Here is a 25,299-nt window from a genome sequence, read left to right on the forward strand (position 1 = left end):
AGCCTAAGCTGTCGGGAGTGGCCAAGTACTTCGACGTGCACCCGGACAATCCGCAGGCGCGCAGCATCAATCAGATCGTCGAGCTGATCCGCTCGGACGGGCTGGTCGCCTACCCGACCGACTCGTGTTTCGCGCTCGGGTGCCGGATGGGCAGCAAGGACGCGCTGGATCGGATCCGGGCGATCCGTCACCTCGACGACAGACACCATTTCACACTGATGTGTCACGATTTCGCCCAGTTGGGCCAGTTCGTGACGATCAACAACGCGCTGTTCCGGGCGGTGAAGGCCTCGACGCCGGGGCCGTTCACGTTCATCCTCCCGGCGACCAAGGAGGTGCCGCGGCGGCTCCTGCACCCCAAGAAGAAGACGGTGGGGGTACGGATCACCGCACACACCACCGCGCAGGCGATCCTGGCCGAACTCGGTGAGCCCCTGGTCTCGTCGACGCTGCTGCTGCCCGGTGAGACCGAGGCGATGACGCAGGGCTGGGAGATCAAGGAGACCCTCGACCACTCGATCGACGCGGTGATCGATTCCGGTGACTGCGGCACCGAGCCGACCACGGTGATCGACCTGTCCGAGGGCGAGCCGGAGATCCTGCGGGTCGGGGCGGGCGATCCGAGCCGGTTCAGCTCAGCCGCAATTTGACGCGCAGCCCGGCCGTGCCCGGGTGGTCGAGTTTCTCCAGCAGGGTGAGCGCCTGCCGCCACTGCCCGGCGGCGGCCACGGTGTCACCCGCGGCCGCGTAGGTGTCGCCGAGATGTTCCCGGATGTCGGCTTCGTTGGCGAGGTCCCCGGCCGACCGGTAGAGGTCGAGCGACCGCTGGTACGCCGCGACCGCCAGATCGTGGTCGCCGAGGTGGTGGTGTGCCCAGCCGATGCTGTCCCAGGTGGCGGCCTGCCCGTGCCGGTCGCCGAGTTCGTCGTGCAGGGCGAGCGCCTCCCGGCAGTAGCGCAGGGTGAGGTCATGATGGCCGTCGCGGCCCAGCGACCAGCCGAGTGCGCTCAGGGCACGGGCCTCGCCGACCACATCACCGGCGGCCCGATAGAGCGGCCGGGCCTGCCGGACCAGTTCCTGGCAGTCGGCGTTGCGGCCCTGCTGGTCGCGCATCCAGGCGATCCCGAACAGGATGTTGGCCCGGCCGCCGGGATCGTCCAGCCGCTCATAGAGCCGGACCGCCTCGGCATAGTGGGGTTCGGCCTCGTCGTATCGGCCGACCTGCACGAACCCGCGGGCCAGCGACTGGTGGGCGCGGGCCTCGGCCCGGGCCTCGCCGCGACGGCCGGCGGCGGTGACGGCGATCCGCTCGGCGGCCGCCCAGTCGTCCCAGTGGCCCTGCCGGTCCAGGAAGTCGTCGAGCGCCCACGGCAGCTGCCAGCCGTAATCGTCCAGGTCGGCGGCCTGCCGCAGCGCCGCCATCAGCACGGCGTGCTCCGCGGTGAACCAGCGCAACGCCTCGGCCTCGCCGCTGAGCGGCTCGGGCCGGACCCCGGCCGCCGGCGGCGGGATGGTCAGCGGCCGCCGTTTCGGGTCCAGGTTGAGCGCGGCCGTCCGGGCGGTGTGCAGCAGGTGGTCCAGCAGGCGGCGCACGGCCGGACCGCGTTCGGTTTCGGAGAGCAGATCGGCGGCGTACGCCCGGAGCAGATCGTGCATCACGAAACGTCCGGGCCGGTGCTCGCTGATCAGGCTGGCCCGAACAAGTTCGGCGAGGGCATCCCCGACGTGATCCCCGCCGGAAGCCGTAGCGGCGTCCGCGGACACGGCGGCGGCGGTGGCGGAGGTGGCGGTGGTGGCGGAGGCGTCCGCGGTGGAGGTGGAGACGGCGGCGAGCGAGGCCGCAGCCGCGGCGGACAGATCCGGGCCCGGGTTGGCGCCGAGCAGTCGGAACAGTCGGGCCGCGGCCGGGCTCAGCGAGCGGTAGGACCAGGAGAACACGGTTCGCGGGTCGGTCTCGTCATCGCCGTCGAGGCCGTCGAGGCGGGAACCGGCGAGTTCGGCGGCCAGGTCACCGAGCGCCGCACCGGACCTGATGGCGGCCCGTGCCGCGACCGTGACCAGGGCGAGCGGCAGCCCGGCGGTGGCCGCGACCAGAGCGGCCACGGTGCACGGCTCGGCGGCGAGGCGGGTTGCGCCGAGCCGCCCGGCCAGCAGTTCACCGGCGGCGCCGGGGTCGAGGGCGTCCAGCGGCACCGGGGCGGCGCCGTGTGAGGCGACCAGGCCGGTGAGCCGGTCCCGGCTGGTGACGACGGCGACCGTCGCACCGGCGCCGGGCAGCAGCGGCCGTACGTGGGCGGCGTCGCGGACGTTGTCCAACACCAGCAGCAGCCGCCGCCCGGCGAGCAGGCCGCGCAGCAGGCCGGTGCGGGCGTCCAGGCCGTGCGGGACGGGCCGGCCGGGGTCGAGGACGGCGAGCAGGTTGCGGGCCGCCTCGTCGGCGCTCATCACCTCGTCGCTGCGGTCGAAGCCGCGCAGGTTGAGATAGAGCTGCCCGTCCGGGAACCGGTGCCGGGACCGGTGGCCCCAGTGCACGGCGAGGGCGGTCTTGCCGACGCCGGGCGGGCCGGTGACGACGGCCAGGCGCAGACCGACGGCCATCGCCCGGTCGAGCTCACCGAGTTCGGCGCGGCGGCCGGTGAAGGCGATGGCGTCAGCCGGCAGTTGGGACAGCTCGGCGCGGCGCGCGGGCGCCGCGGGCGGCGGATCGCCACGCAGGATCCGGGTGTGCAGGGCGGTCAGTTCGGGTCCGGGTTCGCTGCCCAACCGGTCGGCGATGGCATCTCTGGTACGGGCGAACGTCTCCAGCGCCTGTGCCGGCCGCCCGGCCGCGACCAGGGCGCGCATCTGCACCGCGATCAGGCCCTCGACGGTCGGGTGCTCGGCGGCGAACGGGGCGAGCCGTTCCGCGGTCTCCTCGGCCCGCCCCAGACGCAGGGCGCTGCGGCCCAGGCGGGTCAGCACGTCGAGCCGTTCCCGGCCGAGGGCGTCGCGGACCCGGGCCGCCCAGTCGCCGGGCACCCCGGCCAGTGCCTCGTCGCCCCAACCGTCGAGTGCGCCGAGCAGCAGTCGCCCGGCCTGCTCGTCATCACCGGACTCCTCGGCGGCGCGCGCCTCGAAGATCCGGCGGCGGGCCCGGTGCAGGTCGACGAGCTCGGGATCGCAGTCGATCAGGTAGCCGCCGGCCGCGAACCGGAGACTGCCGGGGCCGAGGACCGGGTCGAGGACGCGCCGTAGCCGGGTCGCGTACGGCGCGAGCGGTGTGGCCGAGCGGGGCGGCGAGTCACCCCAGATCCGGTCGATCAGGGTGCCGGCCGGCACCGCCTGGCGCGGGGTGAGCAGCAGGGCGGCGAGCAGGCAGCGCTGTTTGCCGGGTCCGAGATCGACCTCGTGCCCGTCGTGTGACAGCTCGACCGGTCCCAGCAGCCGCCAGTGCATCTCGGTTGGTCTCCCGGTGGTTCCCCGTCACGTGCCGGTGATCCCCGCCACGAGCCTAGAACAATTGCCGACGTGCAAGCGTTTTGCAAACCGAGATCGGCACCATGGTCCGGCGTCCACGGGCCACGGGGGGTCGTGGGCGCCGCACACGTCCATCATGGATTGTCGCCGGGGTGGCCCGAGGGCTCCCCGGCTGTCCGTTTCCGGTCGTGATCAGGTCTGGACGACGTCGAACAGGTCCAGCGGCACGGCCGCGGCCAGCGCCGCGGTGCCCAGGTCGTTCGGGTGCAGGCCGTCACCGCAGTCGTAGCGGGCCCGCATCCGGTGCGGGGCTCGCGGGTCACGGACCGCGGCGTCGAAGTCGATCACCGCGTCGTAGGCTCCGGCGGTCCGGATCCAGTGGTTGAGTTCCTGCCGCTTCGTCTCGTTGGCCGGGTTGTCGTAACGGCGTACCGCACCGCCGAACGGGAGCAGCGTCCCCCCGTACACCCGCAGGCCGTTGACCCTCGCCTTGTCGATGAGCTCGCGGTGCCCGGCGATCAGCCGGCTCGAGGTGAGGCCGGTGTTGTTGCCGAGATCGTTCACCCCGATCAGGGTGACCAGGTAGCGGACCCCCGGCTGACCGAGGACGTCGCGGTCGAAACGGCGCAGCGCGGCCGGCCCGATCGACGCCTTGACATCGGCGTCGCCGGTACGGTCCTCGTATCCGAAGAGCAGCCGGTTGCCGCTGAGGCCGGCGTTGAGCAGGCCGCGCGCGCGGCGCTCGAGGCGCAGCCGGCTGGACAGCAGGTCGGGCCAGCGGTGGTTGGCGCTGTCGGTGGTCTGGGTGCCGCAGGTGATCGAGTCGCCGAGCGCGACGATCGCGGTGGCGTCGCCGACCGCGCGGACGCTGACCCCGGTGAGCCACAGGTAGCGGGTGGTACGCCGACCCCGGCGCGGGCTGTCGGTGGCGGTGGCGTCGCCGTCGGTGATCAGGTTGGACTGCTTGGCCCGCGGGCTGACCGTGCCGACCCGAACCTTGTCCGGCAGGTAGAGGCTGACCACCAGGTCGGCGCCGGGCGCGAGGATCAGGTCGGCCACGTCGCTGACCAGCAGGCCGCCCGGGGTCAGGACGGCTCCGGCGGCACCGCCGAAGGTGAGGGGGCGGAGGCTGCCGGGAACGGTGTCGCAGGAGCCCCCGGCGCCGGCCCGCACGCCGATGGTGGCCCGGCCGATCCGCACCGGCTCGGCGCCGAACTCGTTGGACAGGGTGACGCGTGGCAGGTCGCCGCCGACGCTGGTGTGCACCACCTGCCGTACCGTCTTGCCGGCGAGCGTGAGAACCTTCCGAGCCGGGACGGCGGTGAGCGCGGCGGCCCAGGTGCCGACCCGGGCCGGGCGGTGGTAGATCGGATCGCCCTCACCGGCCCGGCCGGGGGTGCCCATCACCACGGTCGCCCCGGCGCCGGCCAGCAGCAGGCCACGACGGGTCACGGCCCGGTGGAACGCCGGCCGACGGACGGTATCGGACAAGCCGATAAGAGAGCTTTTCGCGGATATGCGGTAAAAGTAGGTATCTTCGCGGTTCGCCGTCAAGCCACCCTCCGGTGTACAGCGCCCCCGACAGCGCGACATCAGTCACACTGCCGGGGGAACCGTCACCTGGGCGTCAATCTTCCGACTGCGTCACGCTGTGGTGCAGGCCAGGTTCTGCACCGTCGGCGCCGAGGTCCCGGTCGCCAGGAATCCGAACGTGACGTGGCCGTTGGCCGGCACGCTCGAGTTCCAGCTCTCCGGTGTCACCGTGACCAGCGATCCGCTGCTGACCGCCTTGCCGCTCCACAGCTGGGCGAGCTGCTGCCCGCCGGGCCAGGTCCAGGTGATCTTCCAGTTGTTCACCGCCGAGGTCCCGGCGTGCACCATGACCTCGCCCTGGAAGCCGCCGGACCACGCCGACGTGATGTTGTACATCGCGGTGCAGCCGCCCGGGTTGGTCGGCGTGGACGGCGACGGGCTGCCCGGGTTGCTGGGCGAGGGGCTGCCCGGGTTGCTGGGCGACGGGCTGCCCGGGTTGCTCGGCGACGGGCTGGTGCCGCCGCCGATGCCGGTGACCTCGCCGTTGCCGCCGTCGAAGACGACGTCGGAGCAGCCGTAGAAGGTCTCCGTGCTGTCCGAGCGCGACCACACCGAGTAGATCAGGTGCTTACCGGTCTTGTTCGCGGGCAGCCGCCCGGTCCAGTAGTAGTGCCCGTCGTCGGTGCCCGGCCCGCCGTTCGCGGGCGGGTTGGTCACCTGGTCGAACGGCGTCGGCTCCAGGTCGCCCCAGGCGAGCGGCTTGGTCGGGTCGTAGCCGTCCTTGGTGATGTACAGGTAGAACGTGCCGGGGTGCTTGGCCCAGTTGTTGTACTTGAACTGGACGCTCGCGCCGGCCGTCAGGTGGGTGGTCGGCCAGTCGGTCCGGGCCAGGTTGAACCCGGTGAAGTTGTACGGCCCACCGGTGCCACCACTGCACAGCTGGCCGTCCGGGAGGAATCCGCTGACCCGCCCGGCCCCGTCCGAGCGGAGCACGGCGAACCAGTTGTACAGCGACGTGACGCCACTGGCCGCGACCGCCGCCGCGCAGGCGGCGTTCTTCGGCTCGATCGCGCCGGTGGACGGGTTACGGCCGTCCTGGTAGCAGAACCAGGTGCGGCTGCCGGGCACCTGGATGGCGCCGTGGGCCTGGGCCGGGGAGCTGGGCAGGGCCAGGATCCCGGCCGCGGCGGCGAACAGGGCCACCGCGACCAAACGAAGGCGTTTCATGATCACCCCTGGGGGAACAGCCGGGCGTACTCGGCGTAGCCGGTGGCCACGTCGACCTGCGCCCAGAACCGGTGGTAGTTGAAGGTCGGCGCGGGGCCGCCCTTCAGATAGGCGTCGAGCTTCGGGAAGTCCGGGTCGTTGCGGTAGAAGCTGCGGATGTCCAGGAACGAGACACCCGGCTTGATGACGTCGCCGTTCGGCATCTTGCCGGTCCAGTTCGGCGGGATGTAGATGCCCTGACCGGTGGAGGCGTTGTAGACGTCGTCCATCCGGTTGTAGTCGGCGCGGGTCTCGGTGCTCGACACGCCCTTGCTGTCCTTGAACGCCCAGATCGCGTCGAGCAGACCCTTGGCCGCCGCCTTGGCCTGCGCGTTACCGGACTTGGCGGCGTAGAAGGTGAGCAGCTTGGCGTACGAGCCGGCCACCCCGAGGTCCTGGCTGTGGTTGAGGACGGTCACGTGCAGGTTGGTGTTGGCCGCCGGGTTCGACGGGTTCCAGGTGGCCGGCGCGCCGGACCACTGCAGGTCGGACGGGATGGCGAAGGTGTTCGCCCCGATCGTGGTGTTGGCCAGCGCCCACGGCACCCACTTGTCGAGCACCGCCTTGGCCTTGGCGTTGCCGGTCACGTAGTACAGCTCGGCGAGCCGCTCCAGCGACCAGGTCTGCATGCCGAACCAGCGGTTGGACGGCGGGTCCTCGTAGACCGGGGCCTCGACGTACGACAGCCCGTAGAACTGCGGCACGTTACTCGGCCGGGCCGAGTAGTTGCCGTTCCAACTGTTGGTCGCACCGCCGGCGATGGCGCCCTCGGACGACTGCAGCCACTGATAGAACTCCAGCTGCCGGTCGAGGCTGGCCTGCCAGTCGGCCTTCGCGGTCGGCGACTTCGGGTTGAAGGCGCTGACGTTGGACATGATGTACGCGGCCATCGGGTTCTGGTAGCCGAAGTGACTGACGCTCGAACCGATGCGCCACGCCCACCCGGCGCTGGTGTCGTAGGCCCCGCCCCAGGCGTAGTACCACGACATCAGGTTGTTGGAGGCGTTCTTGCCGGTACCCGCGGCACACGAGGTGGACGCGCAGCCGGGCTGCTTGAAGTACTTGTCGTAGAACGAGTAGCGCAGGTAGTCGCCCATCTTGGCCGCGTTGGCGACGGTGGTCGAGATCTGCGACTGCTTACCCTGCTCGGTGGCCCACTGCAGAGCCCAGTAGGCGACCTGCACGGCGCGGGCGTCGGCGTCCGGCGCGTTGGTGTACTTCCACTGCTTGGCGTAGGACGCGTCCTTGGTGAACAGGTCCAGGTAGCCGTTCGGGCCGCCGTGCTTGAACGTGTCGCAGGACGGCTGCGGCACGGTCTCGAACGTCGACTCCTGCGGGCCGCGCTGGAACGTGTTGATGTACGCGACACGCGTGGTGCCGTCACCGCAGTGGCCGAAGCCGTACACGTTGTCGACGTCCAGCAGCCAGTGCATGCCGTAGATGTCGTCGGTGCCGTAGGCGCTCTTCAGCTCGGCGGCCAGCGGGTCGGTGCCGACCGAGACGCTGGTGTCGAGCTGGGACGGGTACTGCGACGGGAGCGGGTACTCGGCCGCGTACGTCGCCGGCTTGGACGCGTTGTAGTTCGCGTTCGTCGGCTGGTCGGCGTGCGACGGGATGATGTACTTCTCCATCGTGGTCCAGGCGCTGTTGAACGGCGCCCAGTCACCGGTGATCCGCGAGTTGGCGGCCTCCAACCACAGCCAGTAGGAGAACGCCTCACTGGTGGTCTCGTGACCGTGGTCGGGCGCCTCGTCGATCAGCGTCTCGATCGAGTGGTAGGGCACGCCCTCCGGGCTGAAGTAGCCGTTGGCCGGGTTCTTCAGGTCGTTGTAGAGCTGCGTGAACCGGGTGTCCACCGACCCCGGCTCGGTGACCGTGACGCCCAGCTGGGCCGACGTGTAGCCGGTCGAGCTCGCGGTGATCGTCGCGGTGGAACCGGCCGTCGCCGTACTGGCCGCCGCGACGGTGACCGCCTGGCCGGTGCTCCAGTTCGACGTGGTGAAGGTGAGCGTCGCCGGGGTCACGGTGACCGCGGTGGAGCCCGCCGAGCGGGCCACGGCCACGGTGACGTTCGCGGTCGGCGCCTTGCTCAACGCGAGCTTGAACGAGCCGCTGGCGCCGGGGTTGATCGCCAGTGAGGTGGCGTCGGCGACGATCGCCGGGGTGGTCGCGGCGTCCACGAAGACCGGCACGTCGGCGGTGCTGCTCTTGGTGCCGGCGTTGTCGTACGCGATGGCCTGCACGTGGTACGCGGCGGTCTGGGCCGGCACCCCGTCCCAGGAGTACGTGTACGGCGCGGCCGTGTCGGTGCCCAGCAGCAGGCCGTCGTGGTAGAACTCGACCTTGCTGATGGTCTGCCCACTGGCCGCGGTGGCGGTCGCCGCGATCGGGATGGACGCCGGCGCGGTGTAGCGGGTGTTGGCGGCCGGGCTGGTGATCGCCACGGTCGGCGCGTTGGCGGCCTGGTTGCAGGCGGTGCCGTTGAGCGTGAACGCGGTGGGCACCGGGTTGGCCGTACCGAACGTGCCGTTGAAGCCGGTACCGACCGTGGCGTTGGTGGCCAGCGACCCGTTCCAGGCCGCGTTGTTCACCGTGACGTGCTGGCCGCTCTGGCTGTAGACGCCGCTCCAGCCCTGCACGGCCTTCTGCGCCGCGTCCGGGAAGTCGAACTCGAGTTTCCAGCTGGACAGCGGGTCGCCGGTGTTCTTGATCTGGATGTCGCCGGTGAAGCCGCCGGTCCACTGGCTCTGCACCTTGTAGACGACGGTGCAGCCGGCCGCGGCGTAGGCCGGGGCGCCGGCCGCGAGGACCGCGCCGGCGCCGAGTACGGCGACGCCGGCGAGTGCGACTCTGCGCCGGAACCTACCGGCGCTTCTGGGGGATGGGGTCACGGGGATTTCCTCTCCGCCGGGTGGTGGCGGCGCCCGGTAAGGCTCCGGGCGCCGCCTGGTACCCGGACTACGGGGTGGTGGAGCAGGTGATCGGGGACGGAACGGGGTTGGTGGTGCCGGTGTTGCTACCGAGGAATCCGAAGGTGGTGGAAGCCCCGGACGACAGCGCGCCGTTGTAGCCGGCGTTCACGACGGACACGGCCGACCCGGACTGGGTGGCGGTGCCGCCCCAGCTCTGGGTGACGACCTGCCCGGCGGTGTAGGACCAGCCGACCTTCCAGCCGGTGGTGGCGGTCCCGGTGTTCTTGACGGTGACCTCACCCTGGAAGCCGCCGCCCCACTGGCCGGTGACCTTGTAGGTGGCGGTGCAGCCGGCCGAACCGCTGGTCGAGGTGCTGGGCGAGACCGTGACCGACGGCGGGACCGAGATCGACACGGAGGCCGACGGATTCGGGCTCGCCGACGAGGACGACGACACCGACGGGGTCGGGCTGGTCGGGCCGCCCTGCCGGTCGGCGTAGAGGATGCCCCGGCCGTTGGTGCCCAGGTAGACGCGGCCGTAGATCCGCGGGTCACCGGCCAGCGCGTCGCCGGCGTTGCCGTACTGGTGCTTGTCGTCGTTGATCCGGACCCAGTAGGCGCCGGTGTTGTCGGACCGGAAGACACCGTCGACGCCGTCGACCGTGCCGACCAGGAAGACCGCCGGGCGGGTGGCCCCCGGCGCGGCTTTGCCGAAGGCCACGTTGACGCCCTCGGTGACGCCGCCGCCGATGGTGGCGAACGTCTTGCCGGAGTCGGTGGAGCGCAGCAGCCCGGTCTTGCCGGCCAGCCACACCTCGCCGGTGACGCCCGGCACCGCCTTCAGGTTGACCCGGCCGTCGGCGGGCATCGCGGCGGCCGACGCGGTGAACGTCGCACCGCCGTCGGTGCTCGTGTAGAACTTGCCGGCGGCGTACCCGTAGAAGGTCTTGGGGTTGACCCGGTCGCTCTCCACCTTGGCCCCGGCCGGGATGCCGGTCGAGGCGCTCCACGTGCTGCCGCGCGTGGTGGAGTAGTGCACGCCCACGCCGACCGGCGACCAGACCACGGCGTTCGCGTCGGCGCCGACCGCGACGGTGCCGCCGCCGGTGACTCCGGACGGTTCCTGGCCCTGGTACCAGCTCTTGCCGCCGTCGTTGGAGATGCCGATGTGCGGTGCCGCGTCGGCGTTGCCGACCCGGACGAAGAACGACGGGCTGAGCTCGGCGAAGTCCAGGCCGGTGTTGCTGCCCAGGGCCGGGGTGTCGTGGAAGCCGGCCTGCACCGTGTCGAGATCGGCGTGGTAGAAGCCGCCGACGTCATAGAGGGCGCTGACCAGCGGGGCACCGGTCGGCGGGCTGGCCAGGTCCTGGACCGCGGTCTCCTCGATGCCCTTGGCGTACGGCTTGATGGTGAACGTGGTGTTGCTGTCCCAGTTGGTCAGCTGGGTGGTGCCGTAGAGGGTGGCGCCGGTGCCGTAGAACAGCCGGTTGGAGTCGAACGGGTCGATCGCCAGGGACTCGTTCATCCAGCCGAGCTTCGGGCTCTCCTCGGGCGCCTGGGCGGCGCTGTTGAAGTCCAGCCACGGGTTCGCCGAGATGTCCATGGTGTAACGCTTGGTCCGGCTCGGGTAGCCGTTCCAGTCCCAGGCGCGGGTCCAGGTGGCTCCGTAGTCGGTGGAGCGGAAGAAGATCGCGTCCGGCCACCAGGAGATCTGGGTGGCGACCATCAGGGTGCCCGGTTTCTGGGCGTCGACGGTCAGACCGGAGTAGCCGTAGTAGCGGTCGGCGACCGGGGTCGGCGAGATGTCGGTCCAGACGCCGGTGGTGGTGTCCAGGCGGGCGACCTGACCCGCCGCGCCGTCGTACGGCCCGCCGGTGTCACTGGTCGCGATGAAGAGGTACTTGCCCTGAATGACACCCTTGTGCGCGAGATATCCGGTGGGCTGGCCGGCGACCCGCTCCCAGGTGGCGCCGGAGTCCAGCGACCGGTAGACCGGGTTCTCCTTGTCCGCCACCCCGACGTATACAGCCGGTGACGCCGGGTCGAAGGTGACCCATGTCAGACCTTGGTTCTGATTCAGATAGCCGTTCGTATCGGTCGGGTCGGCGACGTAGTTACCGACGTTCGGGAAGTTGGCCACTTTTGCCCACGTGGCCCCGTAGTCGGTGCTGCGCCAGAGCCCGTTTCCGCCCTCGGCGGCGAAATAGACGTTCCGGTTGTTCCGCGGGTCGACGGCGAGTCGCTCGCCCATCCCCCGACCCGGCATGTTGCCGCCCACCTTGAACGGCAGATACGTCCGTGACCAGGTGTTTCCCTTGTCCGTGGAACGCAGGATCGCGCCGTTGTTGGGGTCCCAGGAGTTCGTGTACATGCCGACGGCGGCGTAGACGCGGGTGGTGTCGACCGGGTCGGCGGCGATGCTCAGAACGCCGTTGTGGCCCCAGTCGTCCTGTCCGACCCAGTCCAGCAGCGGGGTCCAGCTCTGCGCCGACTGGCTCCAGCGGTAGGCCCCGCCGATGTCGGTGCGGGCGTAGATGAGGTCCTTCTCGCCCGGGTTGAAGACGACGCCGGGCACGAACCCGCCACCGTCAATGCGAACGTTTTTCCAGGTGTAGGGCTCTGCGGGAGCGGCGGCGGCACCCTGTGGACCGGAGGCTACGACGACCGCCGTCGCTGCCGCCACGAGGGCGGCGACGATGGCGAAGCCGGGGGACCTTCGCATGGGGGATGACCCTTTCATTGAAAGGCATGAGTGGGAGCGCTCCCAGAAGCGTCGGTCGCTGTCATCTTCATGTCAAGAGCCGGAAACGTCGCGGTTATGTTCTACCGACCGTTCACCTCGTCAGCACCAATGCGACATTCGGTGACATTTGACCGCTGGAAGGGCTGTGTATCATTCGGCCGGAACACGCAGGTCGGCACCATCCGAGGCGCCGGCCGGCCGGCCCGGCGAGAGGCCGGTTGGGCCACTTTCCGAATACGTGGCGTAACCGCGGGTACGGCATAGCGGTGGAGGAGATTGCATGAAGGTTTGCGTTATCGGTACCGGCTATGTCGGCCTGACCACGGGCGTCAGCCTGGCCTTCCTCGGTCACGAGGTGACCTGTGTCGACCTCGACCAGGCCAAGGTCGACATGCTGCGCGGCGGCAAGTGCCCGATCTACGAGCCCGGGATGGAGGACCTGCTCGCCGAGGCGGCGCAGAACCTCACCTTCACCACCTCGTACGAGGAGGCCGTTCCCGGCGCGGACGTCGTGTTCGTGGCGGTGCAGACCCCGTCGGCCGAGGACGGCAGTCCCGACCTCCGTTACCTCCGCCGTGCCGCCGAGCTCGTCGCGCAGAGCCTGAACCACGAGTTCACCGTGGTGGTCAACAAGTCCACCGTGCCGATCGGCAGCGGCAACTGGGTCGACGCCATCCTGCGCGACTCGTTCGAGCAGCGCGCGGACCGGCCCGAGGGCGTCGAGTTCGCCGTCGCGTCGAACCCGGAGTTCCTCCGTGAGGGCAACGCCATCGCCGACACCCTCTACCCGGACCGGATCGTCATCGGCTCGGACAACGCGCGCAGCCTCGAGGTGCTCAACCGCCTCTACCGGCCGATCATCAACCAGACGTTCACCCCGCCGACCTTCCTGCCCCGGCCGGAGGACGCCAACGCGGTCCCGCTGGTCTCCACCGACCTGGCGTCGGCCGAGCTGATCAAGTACGCGGCGAACGCGTTCCTGGCTCTGAAGATCAGCTACGCGAACGAGATCGGCCAGCTCGCCGCCAAGGTGGGCGCCGACATCACCGAGGTGGCCCGGGGCATGGGCCTGGACCAGCGGATCGGCTCCCGGTTCCTGCAGCCGGGCGTGGGCTGGGGCGGCTCCTGCTTCGGCAAGGACACCAAGGCGCTGATCGCGACCGCCTCGGAGTACAACCTCGACATGCCGATCGTGAAGGCGGCCCGCGAGGTCAACAGCCGGCAGCGGGCCATCGCGGTCGAGCGGCTGCAGGACGAACTGCGCATCCTCAAGGGCCGCAAGATCGGCCTGCTCGGTCTGGCGTTCAAGCCGAACACCGACGACCTGCGCGACGCGCCCGCCCTGGACATCGCGAACTCGCTGATCGCCCGTGGAGCCCGGGTCAAGCTGCACGACCCGGTGGCCACCGGCCGGTTCCGGATCGAGCAGCCGGAGCTGTCGGCCTACCTGAGCGAGACCATCGACGACGTGTTCGCCGACTGCGACGCCGTCGTGCTGGTCACCGAGTGGGCGCAGTACCTGGAACTGGACTGGTCGAAGTTCGTCGGCCTGATGCGCACCCCGATCCTGCTGGACGGCCGGCACGTGCTCGACGCCGACCGGATGCGTCGACTCGGCTACCGCTACGTGGCGGTATCCGGATAAACCGCACGTAGACGCGCGTCAACCGCCGCGGTGGCCACTGGCCGCCGCGGCGGTTCTTTTTTGCAGGTTTAGGCAGAAGGGTCAACCCGAACCCAGCAAAACCGGCTCACACCATACGCGAGTGCCGTTTAGTACGGACAAATACGGGTAAAGACCCACCTCTCAAGTCGGGGAACGGTAGGCTCTTCCGCCAATCTCCTTAACCGGTTAAGGTGCCGGTAGGTCGCAGCGATATCGTTACCGACTCGATCGCGCTGAAATCATTGCGCAACTTGCTGGTTACCTCTTGACTGTTGGTCAAGAAGCGCTTCGGACGGCGGTGTCGCAAGACGCCGGAGGCGCTACATGACATAGGGAGCGGTATGTTCGTTCAACGTGGGAGTTCGCGATCGCGGGTCGCGCTCGCCGGTGCCCTCAGCGCGGGCCTGGTTCTCGGCCTGAGCGCCTGCGCGGACAGTAAGGAAGACGGAGGCACGGGCACGGTTCCGGCCGCCTCCGTCGGAGCCATCGACTGCGCGCCCTACGCCGCGTTCGGTGACCTCAAGGGCAAGGAAGTCTCGATCTACACGGGCATCGTGACCCCGGAGGACGCTCCGCAGAAGCAGTCCTACAAGCCCTTCGAGGACTGCACCGGCGTCACCATCAAGTACGAGGGCGACAAGTCCTTCGAGACCCAGGTCCTGATCCGCGCCGAGGCCGGCAACCCGCCGGACGTCGCCTACGTGCCGCAGCCGGGCCTGCTGCAGCGCCTGGTCGCCACCGGCAAGGCCAAGGAGGCCCCCGCCGAGACGGCCGCGCTCGTCGACAAGAACTTCGGCGCCGACTGGAAGGCGTACGGGACGGTCGACGGCAAGTTCTACGCCGCCCCGCTCGGCGCCAACGTGAAGTCGCTGGTCTGGTACTCCCCCAAGGAGTTCAAGGACAACGGCTACACCGTCCCCACCACGCTCGCCGACCTCAAGGCGCTGAGCGACAAGATCGCCGCCACCGGCAAGAAGCCGTGGTGCGCGGGCATCTCCTCCGGTGAGGCGACCGGCTGGCCGCTGACCGACTGGATGGAGGACTTCTACCTCCGGCTCAACGGTGTCGAGGCCTACGACAAGTGGGTCAAGCACGAGCTGCCGTTCAACAGCGCCGAGTCGACCAAGGCGCTCGACGCCGTCGGCGAGTACCTGAAGAACGACAAGTACGTCAACGGCGGTCTCGGCGACGTCAAGAGCATCGCCAGCACCACGTTCCAGGACGCCGGCCTGCAGATCATCGAGGGCAACTGCTCGCTGCACCGCCAGGCCAGCTTCTACGCGGCGAACTTCGACAAGAACACCAAGGTGGCCGAGGACGGCGACGTCTACGCCTTCTACCTGCCGGGTGAGACCGCCGACAAGAAGCCGGTTCTCGGTGGTGGCGAGTTCGTCCTCGCGTTCGCGGACCGTCCCGAGGTCAAGGCCTTCCAGACCTACCTGGCGACCGACACCTGGGCCAACGCCAAGGCGAAGGTCTCCTCCGGCTGGGTCAGCGCCAACAAGGGCCTCCAGATCTCCAACCTGGTGAACCCGATCGACCAGCTGTCGGCCAAGATCCTGCAGGACCCGAACGCGCAGTTCCGCTTCGACGGCTCGGACATGATGCCCGCCGCGGTCGGCTCCAACGCGTTCTGGAAGCAGAGCACCAACTGGATCACCGGTCAGGACACCAAGACCACCCTCGACGCCATCGAGGCCGCGTGGCCCAAGTGACCTACTAGCTGCACCGGGGCCGGTCGGGATATCGCCCGACCGGCCCTAGCAGTCTGATCACTTCTGTTCTTCACTAGATACCTCTTCACCCCTCCGTACGCACTGAGGAGGAACGGGCCGCGTGTTCACCACCGCCACCACGACATCTCAGAAACTCCTGCAGATGGGCGCGGCGATCCTTCTGTTCGCCGCTGTCATCGGCCTGATCCTGTTCATCGCCGGCCGGTTCACCGGCAAGGCCGACCGCGCGGTCGCCGCGCTCTACCTCGCCCCGACCGTGCTGATGCTCAGCGTCGGGCTGCTCTACCCCGGTCTGCGGACCATCTACCAGTCGTTCTTCGACGCGTCGCTGAAGAACTTCATCGGGTTCGAGAACTACGCGACCATCCTGAGCGATCCGGAGCAGCTGACGGTTCTCCGGAACACGGCGTTCTGGGTGCTCGTCACCCCGTTCGTCGCCACCGGCGTGGGCCTGCTCTACGCGATCCTGGTCGACAAGGCCCGGATGGAGTCGTTCGCCAAGGCGCTGGTCTTCCTGCCGATGTCGATCTCGTTCGTCGCGGCCGGCGTCATCTGGAAGTTCATGTACGAGTACCGGCCCGACCAGGGCACGGTCAAGCAGATCGGCCTGATCAACCAGATCATCGTCTGGCTCGGCGGCGAACCCGTGCAGTTGCTCATCGAGTCGCCGCTGAACACGTTCCTGCTGATCGCCGTCATGGTGTGGATCCAGGCCGGCTTCGCGATGACCGTGCTGTCGGCGGCCATCAAGGCGATCCCGGACGACATCATCGAGGCCGCCCGCCTGGACGGTGTCGGCCCGTGGGGCATGTTCCGGTTCGTCACCCTCCCGGCGATCCGCCCGGCGGTGATCGTCGTGGTCACCACCATCGCCATCGGCACGCTCAAGGTCTTCGACATCGTCCAGACCATGACCGGCGGCCGGTTCGACACCAGCGTCATCGCGAACGAGTTCTACAGCCAGACCTTCCGCAGCGACAACCGGGGCCTCGGCGCCGCGCTCGCGGTGGTGCTGTTCATCCTCGTCATCCCGATCGTCGTGTACAACATCCGCCAGCTTCGCCGATCGGAGGCGTGATGACCACCGCAGCACCGCTGACCACCACGCCGGCCTCGAAGTCGGAGACCAAGAAGCTGTCCGCAGCCGCCACAGCGAAGGCGAAACTCACCTCGCCGTGGGCGTCGCTCGCCGCGGTAGTCCTGGCCGTGCTCTGGACGATCCCGACGTTCGGTCTGCTCATCACGTCCTTCCGGACACCCGAGGACATCCGGCGCTCCGGCTGGTGGACGGCGTTCACCAACCCGCTGTTCACGCTGGACAACTACAAGGCGGTCCTGGACCCGGAGCAGGCCGGCGCCAACCTGCCCGACTCGTTCCTGAACTCGCTGGTCATGACGATCCCGTCGGTGGTCATCCCGCTGTGCCTGGCGTCGCTCGCGGCGTACGCGTTCGCGTGGATGAACTTCCGCGGCAAGAACTTCCTGTTCATCGCGATCTTCGCGTTGCAGATCGTTCCGCTGCAGGTCACCCTGCTGCCGCTGCTCCAGTTGTTCGTGTCGTGGGACATCGACGGCACGTTCTGGACCGTCTGGCTGTCGCACTCGACGTTCGCGCTGCCACTGGCGATCTACCTGCTGCACAACTTCATCAAGGAGGTGCCGGCCAGCCTCATCGAGGCGGCCCGGATCGACGGCGCGGGCCACGTGTCGATCTTCTTCCGGGTGCTGTTGCCGCTGCTGACCCCGGCCCTGGCCGCGTTCGGCATCTTCCAGTTCCTCTGGGTGTGGAACGATCTGCTGGTCTCGCTGACGTTCGCCGGTGCACCGGCGATCTCCCCGCTGACCGTGCAGCTGTCCAACCTCTCCGGCACCCGGGGCACCGCCTGGTACCTGCTGTCCGCCGGCGCGTTCGTCTCGATCATCGTGCCGGTCACGGTGTTCCTGCTGCTCCAGCGTTACTTCGTCCGAGGGCTGCTGGCCGGCAGCGTCAAGGGCTGACCCCTCCGCATCACCGCGAAAGGCCGCATCCTCCGACGGGGGTGCGGCCTTTCCCGCGTCTTCCGGCGCCCGGCCGCTTCTCCACCCCTCATCCGGTACGGCCACAACCGCCTCGACCGCACGCCACCCGTCCCGCCGCCTCCGGTCCACCCACCGCACCGCCCGGACCGGAGAAGGCCCCCGCCGTCCCGCACACCGTCCGGCCGCGAAGCCGCCCTCCCGAGCCACCACCCAGCCGTCGCTCGCGGTCGGGTCTGTCATCTCGCGGGGCGCAGCGACCGGTAGGCGATCAGCCAGCTTCCGGCCAGCAGCGCGACCGGGAGCAGGTAGGCGGCGGCGACCGCGGCGGCCAGGCCGGGGCGCAGCGCCTCGCGGGCCGCGTCGTCGAGGGCGAGCATCGCCGGGACTCCCCCGCCCGAGCCGGGCATCGCCCTCGCCACCAGGACGCTGAGAGTGACCGCGGTGACCGCGCCGGCGAGCGCGTTCGACAGCTGGACCACGAGCGCGAGCAGGGTGGTTCCGCGGGGTGTCTCGGCGTGGTCGAGGTCCCGCAGCGCGACCGTCATGGTCGGCATCAGCGTCGCCCCCGAACCGGCGCTGAGCACCATGGTCGCCGCCATGATCCACGGGTAGCCGGCGTCGGTGCCGACGGCCACCAGCAGGGCCGCGCCGCCGAGGGTGCCGAGGGCGGTTCCGGCGAGCACGATCCGCCGGGCCGGGAACCTGTCGACGAGCCGGGTCGCGACCTGTGCCACCAGGCCGACCACGATCGCCTGCGGAATCCCGATCACGCCGACCACGGACGCCGGATCACCCCGGACCCCCTGCACGAACAGCGGCAGCACCGCCATCGACCCGAAGTAGGCGGCCGCGAAGAGGATCAGCACTCCGACCCCGGCCCGGACCGGCCGGTACCGCAGCAGCCGCAGGTCGACGATCGGTTCGGCGACCCGCCGCGCCCGCCACCCGAACCCGCCGAGCATCGCCAGCCCGGCCAGGATCAGCCCGAGTCCGGCACTCGCCGGCCGCTCGACCAGGGTGGCCCCGAGGACGACGGTCACCGCACCGCCGGAGAGCAACACCAGGCCACCCCAATCCGGCCGGCTCTCCGGGCTGTCACCGGGCCTCCGGGACAGCCCTGCGAGCCGGCCGACCAAGGTCCGTCGGCCACCACTACGACTACGGGACGGGAGGATGTCGTGGGGCAGGACGCGGGCGCAGATCAGGACGGCCGCCAGGCCCACCGGGATGTTGAGCAGGAAGATCCAGCGCCACGAAGCGGTGTCGATCAGCCGGCCGGCCAGCAGCGGGCCCAGCACCGGGCCGATCACCAGCGGCAGCACGAGCAGGCTCATCAGGCGGCCGCGGGCTTCCCGCGGGGCCGCCCGCAGCCCGATGGCCTGGCCGACCGGGTTCAGCAGGCCACCGCCGAGGCCCTGGAGTACCCGGAAGACGGCGAGCGACGTGACGTCCCAGGCCAGCCCGGCCAGGGCGGAGAACAGGGTGAACCCGAGCAGCGCGGTGAGGTAGACCCGACGGGCGCCGTAGCGGGCCGACAGCCGACCGGCCAGCGGGATGACCGCGACCAGTCCGAGCAGGTAGCCGGCGGTCGCCCACTGCGCGGCCGGCAGCGAGGCGTCCAGTCCGGACACGATCGCGGGCACCGCCACCGTGGTGACCGTCGTGTCGATCACGACCATCAGGCCGCCCAGGGCGAGGGACAGCCCGATCGAACGCACCCGCCGATCGAGCGGTGTACGGCGCAGATGCGCGGTCCCGGTCATCGGGCGTGGCCGCCGGTGAGTGGACGGGCGGGCGGGATCTCGGTCATCGGATCAGGCTCGGCCCTCAACAACGGTTGAAGTCAAGCGCCGCCCACACGGCGCCCCGACCTTTCCCGGATGCGCTCCGGCGAACCTCCTGGTGCGAGGGGAGCGGGTAGCCGTACCGAATGAGGATGCCGGTCCCGGCGCGAACCGGGACCGGCAAGGGGGGTTAGGGCTGGCTGCGCGGGCTGTCCGGAGCCAGAGTGTCGATGAACTCGTGCGGGCTGTGCAGATCGGTGGTGCGGCGGGACTGGTCGGCCTCGGCCTTGAGGGTGGCGGCGAAGCCGTCGGCGTCGACGCCCGGGATCGCGGCGACCGTGCCGTAGGCCTTCTCGGCCAGGGCGTAGGCGGCCCGGTAGTCGTGCGCGGCGAACGCCTTCGACGCGCCGCCGAGCAGGACGTCGGCGGTCTTCAGCGCGTACTTGCCCTGGCCGGCCGGGACACCGGCGGCCAGACGGTTCGCGGCCTCCCAGTAGGCGGCCGTGAGGAACCGGTCGCTGTTGTCGCGGTCGAACTGGCTGAAGTCCCAGTTGACGTCGATGTAGCTCATCATCGAGTTGTTCTCGTCACCGGCGTTGACGAAGTAGAACTCGTTGCCCGGGCCGTAGTCCACACCGGTCGCGCTGTCGTAGCCGTCGTGCGGGTGGCTCATGCCCAGGTGGTGGCCGACCTCGTGGATCTGCGTGGTGGTCAGGCCGTAACCGGCGGCGACCACGTCCGGGGAGATGAACGAGAACACGTAGCTCTGGTCGCCGGTGACGTAGTCGTCGTCGGCGACACCGAGACCCGGCGTCGGGACACCCTCACCGACGGAGTAGTTGAACAGCGGGATCTCGTAGTCGACCTTGCCCTGGTCGTCGAGAGCGCGGTCCAGGTTCTCCTTGTTGTACAGGTACAGGTTGGCGAACGCCGGGAAACCGGTCTCCGGGTAGCAGGACTCGCCGGTGACCGCCGCGCCCAGGTAGCACGCCTCGGCCTTGGCGTCGTACGGCAGATCCTGCGTGTCGTAGGAGAACTTGTTGCGCCAGCGCAACTCGGCCAGCTCGGCCTTGAGCAGCGACGGCGTGGTGTACTCCTCGGACGCGTTGACGCCGGGCCAGCCCTCGTACGTGTTGTCGTCGATGTTCAGTGTCTTCGGTGGCTCGGCCGTCGGCAGCTCGACCGGGTACAGCGGCGAGGTGGTGAACAGCAGGTTCAGCGCCACGTAGCGGGTGATCTTGCCGAGGTCGCCGGCGAGGGCCGCCGGGGCCCGGTAGCCGCCCGCGGTGTACTCCCAGGTCGGCGGCATCCGGTAGTCCTCGACACCGTCGCCGTCGAGGTCACGGTTGTCGACGTCGTAGTTGCTGGTCCACGACTCGGGACCGGCCGACAGGTCGTGGAACCAGACGCGGCGGGTGCTGCCCAGACCGGTCTCCTCGTCATCGGCGGTGGTGCCGCCCCAGGCGATCACCTTACGGCTGGCCCGGTTGGCGCCGAAGTCGTAGCCGGTGTCCGGGTCCGGCTCGCCGATCTTCGTGTAGACGTGGTGCTTGAAGTCGGACCGGCCGAACCAGTTGATGAAGAAGACGGTGTTACGTCGCGTGTCGACGCCGGCCGGCGCGTTGTAGGCCAGCCACTTCTCCACACTCGGCGCGTCGATGAAGTTGTTGTTCGCGATGTCCAGGACGTTGTTCGCCTGGTCGTTGTACGCCTGCTGGAACGTCGTCAGGTCAGCCGGCTTGGCGAGCTTGCTGAGCTGGCCGAAGAACCGGTCCTCGTACTTCCGGTCGGCGTAGGTGAGCCGGTAGTCGTACTTGTACGTGATGCCGAGCTTCTCGGTGACGCCGTAGTTGAGGCGCGACCGGACCACCGGCTCGTATCCGCCGGCCAGCTCGCCCAGGAACGACTTCTTCCCGACCTGTTGCGGCTCGTAGCCGATGAAGACCACGTTGACCGGCACCTTCTCGACGAGGCGCGGCTGGCCACCCGGGCTCAGATAGCGGTACGACGACCCGTGAGCCGCGGCGGGCCCGGCGGATCCCACCGAGGCTCCGACGAGGACCGCGACGGCCGCCACGGTGAAAGATCTTCTCCATCCCATGTGGTGACACGCTGCCATCAACGCAGGCCGATGGGAACCCCCGTCGATGCGCAGTTGACTATCCTGTCGCGCATGTCATCGCCTGCACTCCGGATTCGAGGACTCTGCAAAACCTTCGGAACGTTCCGGGCGGTGGATCACGTCGACCTGACCGTGGCACCCGGCACGTTCCACGGCATCGTGGGGCCCAACGGCGCCGGCAAGTCCACCACCATCGGCATGGCCGTCGGCCTGGTCGTACCGGACGCCGGCGAGATCGACATCCTCGGCCACGATGCGATCCGCGACCGGGCCGCCGCACGGGCCGTCACCGGTGTCCTGCCGGATGGCCTGGACCTGCCGGAACGGCTCACCGGAGCGGAACTCCTCAGGTACAGCGCGGGCCTACGCGGGCTGTCGCGGGCCGCCGCGGCCGAGCGGGCCGGTGAACTCATCGAGGTCCTCGGCATCACCAAGGCCGCCGCCACCCCGCTCGCCGACTGCTCGACCGGCAACCGCAAGAAGGTCGGCCTGGCCCAGGCGCTGCTGCACGCGCCCCGGCTGCTGGTGCTCGACGAGCCGTTCGAAGCCGTCGACCCGGTGTCCGCGGCGAGCATCCGGCGGGTGCTGCGCCGGTTCGTCGACAGTGGCGGCACGGTCGTCCTGTCCACCCACTCGATGCTTCTGGTCGAGCAGATGTGCGACGACGTCACCGTCATCCACCAGGGCCGGGTGGTCGCGGCGGGCACGGTCGCCGAGGTCGCCGGGGGCATCCCCCTCGAGGACCGGTTCGTCGAACTCGTCGGCGCCGAGACCGGCGGCGACGGCCTGACCTGGCTGGTCCGATGAGCGCCGTCGGCACGCCCGCACGGATGCGGGCGACCATGTTGCAGCGCTCGCTGCGCGAGCATCCGGGTCCGGCGGTGGCCGCGATCGCCGGTCTGCTCGCGGCCGCCTGGCTGATCAGATTCGGGTGGTACGGGAACCCGCACACTCTCGCCATCCTGGCCGGAACGTGGGTGCTCGGCTGGATCGTGCTGCCGCTCATGCTCGGCGGCGGACGCGGCCGGGTCCGGCCGTCGCATCTGCGCCTGGAGCCGGTCGGGAGCCTCTCCGCCGCGATCGGGCTGCTTCTCGCGTCGGCGGTCGGAATCGGTCCGCTGGTGTCGCTGATCGCGCTCGCGTCGCTGCCCGTCCACGCCGCCCGGTATGGCACGGGTGGCGCCCTGGTCGCCGGACTCGGCGCCCTGCTGCTGTGGCTGGTCGGGTTGATCGGGTCGGCGTTCGCCCTGGAGTCGATCGGACACGCGGGCGGCCCGGTCGGGGCGATCCTCACCGGAGTCTTCACCGGAACCGTGATGGGCGTGCTCGGCTCGGTCTGGGCGGTCGCACCATGGATCACGGATCTGCTCGACGGGGTGCCGCCCGATGTCGTGCACTGGCTGCCGTGGTTCCCGGGAAGCTGGCCGGTGTCCGCCGCGACCGGCACGGCGCCCCGCGGCTTCGGGATGATCGCCGGGCTGGCCGGTCTCGTGCTGGCCTTCGCCCTGGCGTACCTCCTGCTGGTCCGCCGGGCCCTGGTCGCCGGGACCTCCTGGCGCCCGCGCCGTTCCCCGGCCACCGCCTCCGCCCGGCCCTCCGCCTCCACCACACCCGCCCCGGCCACCGCCTCCCCCAAGCCCACCGCCTCCTCCACAGCCACCCCCGCTACCGCCTCCGCCACGCCACCCGTCTCCTCCACAGCCATCCCGGCCACCGAATCGTCCGGTTTTGTCGCCCGGGCTGCGGCGGACCGTGACCGCTGGGGGCCGGGTCCGGTGTGGGCGGTCGCCGGCCGGGAGCTGCGCACCTGGGTGCGGCATCCGTTGCGGGTGCAATATCTGGCGTTCGCCGTCGTCTACGGCACACTGCTCGCCGGGCTGCCGATGATCGCCGGCGCGGAGGTGTTCGTGCCGTGGGCCGGTGTGCTCGCCGCGCTGTGGGCCGCCGCCATGTCCGCCGGACTGGTCGGGCTGGACGGCACCGCGCTGTGGATTCCGTTCACGACTCCCGATGGCGAACGGGCCGAGGTCCGCGGACGGGCCCTGGCCTGGCTGCTGCTGGTCGCGCCGATCGCACTGGTCCTTACCCTCGCCGGGGTCCTGCTCGCCCCGACCGTCGACCCGCTGCCCGCGCTCGCGGTGCTGCCCGCGGTGCTGGGGGCGGGGGCGGCCGTACCCGTGTGGGTGTCGTTGCTGCGAGTCCGCCCGGTGCCGGACCCGCGGCACCCGACGTCGGCCGACAATCCGACCGACATCATCAGCGTGCTGGTCGCCTCCGGAGCCGGCCTGGTCGTCGCGGCCGCACCGATGGCCATGATCATCTGGGGGCTGGAGTCCCTGCGCTGGCTCGCCCCGCTCCTCGGTCTGGCCGCCGGCGCGGCGGCCTGGTCCGGTGGCGTGTGGCTGGCCGACGACCGCCTCACCACCGGCCGCGCCGAGGTACTGACCGCCGCCGGCCAGCGAACCCGTCCACCGGAGACGCCGATCCCGCTGACCTGGGACGCCGACTGGTACCGCGCCAACCGCGCCACCGCCTGGGCACTGATCCTGCTGATGGCGGGCTGGATCCCGGTCATCCCGCAGGGCCTGATGGTGCTGGTCTTCGACATCAGCGGCGGCTGGATCGTGGCATCACACTTCATCGGCGGCGCCCGCACCGGCACCGCGGTGGCGATGGTCGCCCTCGGCGGCGCGCTGCTCCTGACCGGCCTGGTCCTGTGGGGCCGCCGCCCTCGCCCGACCCCGTAGCCGCCACCAAGCGCGAACCGGCTCTCCCGCTTCGAGGGGCGCGTCGCGGTCGGACCCGGGACACAGGTCCCCGCGCCGGCCCGGGGCGCGGGGACCGGTCAGGGTGACAGGCGGGTCGCCAGGAGCTCGGCGCCTGGGCCGGTGAGCTGTGGCAACACCACCGAGCGGCCGGTGATGATCAACAGGAGCGCGGCGATCGGGCCGCGGGCTTCGGGGCCGTCACCGAACGTCCATGGCAGGTCGGTGGCGGTCAAGCGGACTCCGGCCATCAGGCGTACCGACGGGGGCGGCGGCGGGAACCGCATGGTGAGCGTGCGCCGGGCGGCCGAGGCGGCCGCCTCAGGCGGCATCGGATGATCGATACCCAGCGGTACGGCGATGTCCTGCGAATGAACCAGCAGGTCGATGAGCGTCTCCATCGGGGTGACGCCGAGGTTCCGACGGCGCAGCGGGGCGGTGTCGCGGATGTCGGCGACGAGCCGTTCCGGGGTCCACGCGGCGGCCCGGCGACGTGCCGCGTCCTGGATGGTCGGGCTCATGCCGCCCTTCCAGTGCCGCAGCATGTCGCCCAGGTCCCGGAGTCCGAGCTGCTGCAACGTCAGGCGCCCGGCGACGTCCCGAACCGTCCACCCGGCGCACAGCGACGGCACCGCCCACTGATCGTCGCGGAGCCCGGCGAGCAGGTCGGCGACGGCGATCCGCTGCCGGTGGATCTCGGGCCACGGGTCCATGCCGCCTTCTCCGATCGATCAACGCACGGTAGTGCTGCCAAAACCGATCGTAGTCAGCTCTTCCGCTGACCGTAACCGCCGTAGTTGTCGCCGCCCGGGGCGTAGTCACCTTTGGAACCGTGGTGGTAGTTCCAGCCGTAGTAGACCTTCAGCGCCCATTCCCCACTGTGGAAGCCCCGGTAGACCTTGAAGCAGCTGTACCGCTGCCACTGGTTCTTCCACTGGCCCATCCGCCCGATCTTGTGACAGGTCCGCGGGCTGTTGTAGAAGCCGAAGATCCGGTCGCTGCGCTGGAAGCTCGGTTTCTGCGGCGCGACCGAGGTGACACCGGCCGGGGCCACCGGGGCCGACCGTACGGCGGCAGGCCCGGCAGCGGGCCCAGCGGCGGCCGGCCCGGCGGCCACCGAGACACCGGCGGCTACGGCGGCACCGGTCATGACGAGGGCACGGGTCATCTTGTTCATACGATCACCGATTCTGGAGGAAAGGGTAATTTCTGGACAGGATGGATCGTAGGAACCATCAAGGCCGCTGACCGCGGGCAACGCGCACCCCAAAAGCATGAACTCCCGCAGTCACACTGC

At 70.1% G+C, this 25,299-nt stretch carries 16 protein-coding genes; 7 read left to right on the forward strand and 9 right to left on the reverse strand.

What is annotated here, in order from left to right:
* The first annotated feature begins 17 nt into the window (after nt 1–17).
* A complete protein-coding gene (locus Q0Z83_RS28250; RefSeq protein ID WP_317786251.1) occupies nt 18–650 on the forward strand; it encodes an L-threonylcarbamoyladenylate synthase in 633 nt (210 codons plus the stop codon).
* Here the strand turns inward: Q0Z83_RS28250 and Q0Z83_RS28255 are convergent.
* From Q0Z83_RS28255 to Q0Z83_RS28275, 5 genes are all read right to left on the reverse strand, one after another.
* Nucleotides 631–3,435, reverse strand: a complete 2,805-nt coding sequence (locus Q0Z83_RS28255; protein ID WP_317786252.1) for an AfsR/SARP family transcriptional regulator — start codon at nt 3,433–3,435, stop codon at nt 631–633. The genes Q0Z83_RS28250 and Q0Z83_RS28255 overlap by 20 nt on opposite strands.
* 213 nt (nt 3,436–3,648) lie before the next feature.
* Nucleotides 3,649–4,947, reverse strand: a complete 1,299-nt coding sequence (locus Q0Z83_RS28260) for an SGNH/GDSL hydrolase family protein (RefSeq protein WP_317786253.1) — start codon at nt 4,945–4,947, stop codon at nt 3,649–3,651.
* 153 nt (nt 4,948–5,100) lie between these two features.
* Complete coding sequence (locus Q0Z83_RS28265) at nt 5,101–6,216, reverse strand: lytic polysaccharide monooxygenase (RefSeq protein ID WP_317786254.1); 1,116 nt, start codon at nt 6,214–6,216, stop codon at nt 5,101–5,103.
* 2 nt (nt 6,217–6,218) lie between these two features.
* A complete protein-coding gene (locus tag Q0Z83_RS28270) occupies nt 6,219–9,146 on the reverse strand; it encodes a glycoside hydrolase family 48 protein (RefSeq protein ID WP_317786255.1) in 2,928 nt (975 codons plus the stop codon).
* A gap of 67 nt (nt 9,147–9,213) precedes the next feature.
* The gene (locus Q0Z83_RS28275; protein WP_317786256.1) at nt 9,214–11,181 is read right to left on the reverse strand and encodes a cellulose-binding domain-containing protein; all 1,968 of its coding nucleotides are present in this window, start codon (nt 11,179–11,181) and stop codon (nt 9,214–9,216) included.
* Nucleotides 11,182–12,190: 1,009 nt separating this feature from the next.
* Here Q0Z83_RS28275 and Q0Z83_RS28280 point away from each other — a divergent pair.
* From Q0Z83_RS28280 to Q0Z83_RS28295, 4 genes are all read left to right on the forward strand, one after another.
* Nucleotides 12,191–13,555, forward strand: a complete 1,365-nt coding sequence (locus Q0Z83_RS28280) for a UDP-glucose dehydrogenase family protein (protein ID WP_317786257.1) — start codon at nt 12,191–12,193, stop codon at nt 13,553–13,555.
* A gap of 362 nt (nt 13,556–13,917) precedes the next feature.
* Nucleotides 13,918–15,291: an ABC transporter substrate-binding protein gene (locus Q0Z83_RS28285; protein ID WP_317786258.1), complete on the forward strand. Its 1,374-nt coding sequence runs from the start codon at nt 13,918–13,920 to the stop codon at nt 15,289–15,291.
* A gap of 121 nt (nt 15,292–15,412) precedes the next feature.
* Complete coding sequence (locus Q0Z83_RS28290; RefSeq protein WP_317786259.1) at nt 15,413–16,390, forward strand: carbohydrate ABC transporter permease; 978 nt, start codon at nt 15,413–15,415, stop codon at nt 16,388–16,390.
* Nucleotides 16,390–17,310 carry a carbohydrate ABC transporter permease gene (locus tag Q0Z83_RS28295; protein WP_317786260.1) on the forward strand — a complete coding sequence of 307 codons (921 nt, stop codon included), beginning with the start codon at nt 16,390–16,392 and terminating at the stop codon, nt 17,308–17,310. The genes Q0Z83_RS28290 and Q0Z83_RS28295 overlap by 1 nt, the downstream gene beginning before the upstream one ends.
* A 257-nt stretch (nt 17,311–17,567) precedes the next feature.
* On the opposite strand, the gene Q0Z83_RS28300 is transcribed toward Q0Z83_RS28295, so the two are convergent.
* Together Q0Z83_RS28300 and Q0Z83_RS28305 are read right to left on the reverse strand one after the other, a co-directional pair.
* Nucleotides 17,568–19,049, reverse strand: coding sequence for an MFS transporter (locus Q0Z83_RS28300; RefSeq protein ID WP_317786261.1), 1,482 nt, complete (start codon nt 19,047–19,049; stop codon nt 17,568–17,570).
* A gap of 256 nt (nt 19,050–19,305) precedes the next feature.
* Complete coding sequence (locus tag Q0Z83_RS28305; protein WP_317786262.1) at nt 19,306–21,216, reverse strand: zinc metalloprotease; 1,911 nt, start codon at nt 21,214–21,216, stop codon at nt 19,306–19,308.
* Between the two features lie 72 nt (nt 21,217–21,288).
* On the opposite strand from Q0Z83_RS28305, the gene Q0Z83_RS28310 reads away from it, so the two are divergent.
* Together Q0Z83_RS28310 and Q0Z83_RS28315 are read left to right on the forward strand one after the other, a co-directional pair.
* Nucleotides 21,289–22,044, forward strand: a complete 756-nt coding sequence (locus Q0Z83_RS28310) for an ABC transporter ATP-binding protein (RefSeq protein WP_317786263.1) — start codon at nt 21,289–21,291, stop codon at nt 22,042–22,044.
* Nucleotides 22,041–23,984: a hypothetical protein gene (locus Q0Z83_RS28315; protein ID WP_317786264.1), complete on the forward strand. Its 1,944-nt coding sequence runs from the start codon at nt 22,041–22,043 to the stop codon at nt 23,982–23,984. The genes Q0Z83_RS28310 and Q0Z83_RS28315 overlap by 4 nt, the downstream gene beginning before the upstream one ends.
* 98 nt (nt 23,985–24,082) lie before the next feature.
* On the opposite strand, the gene Q0Z83_RS28320 is transcribed toward Q0Z83_RS28315, so the two are convergent.
* Together Q0Z83_RS28320 and Q0Z83_RS28325 are read right to left on the reverse strand one after the other, a co-directional pair.
* Complete coding sequence (locus tag Q0Z83_RS28320) at nt 24,083–24,715, reverse strand: maleylpyruvate isomerase family mycothiol-dependent enzyme (RefSeq protein WP_317786265.1); 633 nt, start codon at nt 24,713–24,715, stop codon at nt 24,083–24,085.
* A 53-nt stretch (nt 24,716–24,768) separates the two neighbouring features.
* The gene (locus Q0Z83_RS28325) at nt 24,769–25,179 is read right to left on the reverse strand and encodes a hypothetical protein (RefSeq protein ID WP_317786266.1); all 411 of its coding nucleotides are present in this window, start codon (nt 25,177–25,179) and stop codon (nt 24,769–24,771) included.
* Nucleotides 25,180–25,299 lie beyond the last annotated feature (120 nt).

Origin of the sequence: Actinoplanes sichuanensis (assembly GCF_033097365.1) — a bacterium.
Classification (GTDB): domain Bacteria; phylum Actinomycetota; class Actinomycetes; order Mycobacteriales; family Micromonosporaceae; genus Actinoplanes; species Actinoplanes sichuanensis.